A 3,305-nucleotide genomic window follows, 5' to 3' on the forward strand; every position below is an offset into this window, starting at 1 on the left:
ACTGCAAGGTATCGCCATTTTGAACCGTGTAGACACCCCCGCCAGAGCCTTGATTATAGGAGTTGATCGGGCTGAGCCCCTGATCAAAGTCCGCAAAGCTACTGCCGGTTTTGGCTCCATTGCGGAAGTCGCCGTCTCCGGCCTTTTTGGCGCGTTCATCAATTGATTGGGCATAAGAGAAGTCTGTATTGCCGTTATTTCCGATATAGCCCATTTGCTTATCGCCAAAGCGATACCAGCGTTCATGCGGCTCACCGGTGGAGGTGTGATTGTTTTCATCGCGCGCAATCACCTGACCACTCATATCCAGGGTATAATTTATGTGGCGCGCGCGGCCACCGGTTACATTAGCTTTGGTCAGCCAGGCCTGACCGCCGACATTGATATATGACTGCGTCGTGACGCCGTTCCGAGAGCTAACTGAGCTGCTGACGGTAATGGCTTTCTGCACGGCGTTTGAATACCAGTCATACTCATAGGACGTTGTATTTGTAGATTGGAATTGATTATCGACTTCATGGCGGGTTGTGTTGCGTAACACAGAGCCGAGCGCTTCATTTCCATTCGCACCATAATAAAGGCTTGCACGCGAAGTGTTAACTTTATTGTCTTGGCGAGTATGGCTGATGTCATCCGTGATTTGACTTTTCGCGTTATATATCACCGTGCGATCATAAATTGGAGTGTCGCTCGTATGTGCTGGATAATCCATCTGTTGGGTCATGCGTCCCAATAGATCATACTTATAAAGTGCGCGCTTACGCTCAACTCCGCCTTCTGGTCTTATGTGTACAGTTTTAAGGTGACCACCTGCATCATACTCATAGCGCTCTTGCGAGCCATCGCGGCCCTGGGTTACCGTGGCGCGCCGACCATCTTGATGGTATGTCACACTAAAGCCCGTACCGACTTTAATCGTTGACCCATCCCGCACGCCGCCGGAGATCAGCACCCGATCCATCAAATCATAGGTAAACCATTCGTCTTTAGTTTTGGCAGCCCCTTTGATCTGACCATTATTATCAAGGTCGTGATAAGTCGCCAACGAGCGCATGACATTGCCCCGCTGGTCATATTCATAGACTAAAGAAGCCCTTGGCAGCGCCCCACCCAATTCTTGCCATTCGCTGAGACGCCCTAAGGCATCATAGTCAGCACGCGCTTGGGTTAAAGTAAAGCTCAGCTCTTTGGATGTATCTGTAACAACCCATTTCTGTTGCGATGTGTTCCACTTTGCTTCGCCTTGATCAACAATACCTTTTTCGATTAGGTCATAAGAAACCTGATTGCCAACAATGTCATAAGAATAGGTTGAGCGTAATTCAACATTGCTGATTTTCTTGTTCCAAGATAGTTGGACTGCACCATTTGCACTTCCTGGATTATAATTCAAATCAGGAGCATTTTCTGCTCGGAAATAGGTGGATACATTTGTCCAACTCGACTTTACACGATTGGTATTGTAGTATGTGAATTGAACATCACTGCCCTTTTGGGGGTCTGTTTCATCGCTCTCTTTCAATACAACCCGGCCCGCACCATCATAATGTGTGGTTGTGATGTGACCGCCTAAATCTATGCGCTCAAGTTCACGCTCAAAGATATCTGTTTTCTCGGTCAATGTTTTACCGTTGGCCATGGTTGTAACCTTGACCCAGCCTCCGGTTTGCCCAAAGCCACCCGTGAGTGCAGCCTCAAAAGCATAACTTGACGAGGTTATATCCCCGCCGAACGCTTTATGTTTGGTCACCCGCCCTTGGATATCATAATGGGTTTCTTCAGCTTCAGCCTCGCCTTGACCCTGACCTGCATTGTTCCAACGCTTAATACGTTGACCCATTTCATCATAAGCAAAGGATTCAACTAATCCTGCGGGATGCTGGATCTGAACCAACCGACCTAACTTGTCATACGTATGCGTTGTTGTACGCCCAACTTGATCTGTACTGGTCACGACTTCGCCAAAGCGATTATAGGTAAAGCTATTAACGCTGCCATCACGATCTTTCTTCGTTATGACTAAGCCTTGTTGTCCGTCATAGCCCGTACCAGCAAGGTAGTTATATTGCGTCCAGGTGTTTGCATCTTGGCCTGTATGTTCAGCAACCAAACGCCCTGAAGCATCATAATAGTATTCTTCGACGGGGGTTACTTCCCACTTACCTCCATGGTAGTGAGTTGCCATAACCTTAGGTAGGGTTTTATATATCAAACGACCCATCGTGTTATAAGCGTAGCTTATCGCATGTCCCGCAGCATTCGTTTCGACCGCGACCTCACCAAAAGCATTATATGTACGATACGTTGTGCGATTATCCCGTACACCTTCAGCCCGCTCACGCTGTGGCTCACGCACCTCGACCGCTTGGCCGCGCTTGTCATAAACGGTGATCGTGGCCACCATGTCATCCACAAATCCCGCGAAAAGCCCGCCAGCTTGTTGGAATACATCTATCGCGGCTTCTCGCGTCAGACCTGACATCTGGCGGCCATCAGAGGAAACTGTCAGGGTTTGGTTTCCAAGCGCGTCATGCATGTGGATATCCCACACACCGTCGCCTTGGTTAGAACGGATAAGCCGACCAGCATTATCATAAATGAAGAACTCAATGTCTTGAGTTTCAAGTCCGCGTGCAATAACCTCACCAAAAGCATTGTAACGCATATGCGTTTTAACGCTATCGGCTGAAATCACAAAGCTACCTTGGCTTTTATTGAACTGTCTTTGACTGATCAGTTGACCTGCAAGATCATAGTCATAGCCAATAGCTTCATGATGCAGGGCCCCTGAGGTGTCCGTGCGTTGGTATTCCTCACGAACGACCCGATCAGCCTCGTCATAATAATATACCCTCTTATGACCCAATGCATTGACTTCTTCGAGCACACGTCCTGCGTTGTCATAAGTGCGGGACATAGTGCGATCACTCGTCCGATCGCCTTCATAAACCGTCTCACTTAAATTGCCGAACACATCATAAGTATAGCTGAGTGTCGGTGTAACTGCTTGTCCTAAATGGTTGATGAAGCTCGCTCGGCTTTCACTGATCATACGCCCCGCGTCATCATAAACAAATCTTTGCCGGTCGCCCGTTGCATGAGTCTTGCTGACAATTTGACCACCCGAATTATAACTATATAGTATAGTTGAGCCTATATAGCTAATATCCAGCTTTCCATCATCAATTTGACCAGAAGTTGCCTTAACCTCTAATCTTTTTTCTTCAGTTCTTCGTCCCATTTTATCATAGACGAACTCAGTGATGCGGTCATCGCTGTGTGAGGAGACGTTTGGCGGCGTGCCC

At 47.9% G+C, this 3,305-nt stretch carries 1 protein-coding gene; it reads right to left on the bottom strand.

From position 1 onward, the window contains the following. Positions 1 to 3,305: RHS repeat domain-containing protein (locus tag H151_RS16700; protein ID WP_019962477.1), on the bottom strand; the 3,305-nt coding region annotated here is incomplete at both ends.

Source organism: Woodsholea maritima DSM 17123 (assembly GCF_000382325.1).
In the GTDB taxonomy this organism is placed as follows: domain Bacteria; phylum Pseudomonadota; class Alphaproteobacteria; order Caulobacterales; family Maricaulaceae; genus Woodsholea; species Woodsholea maritima.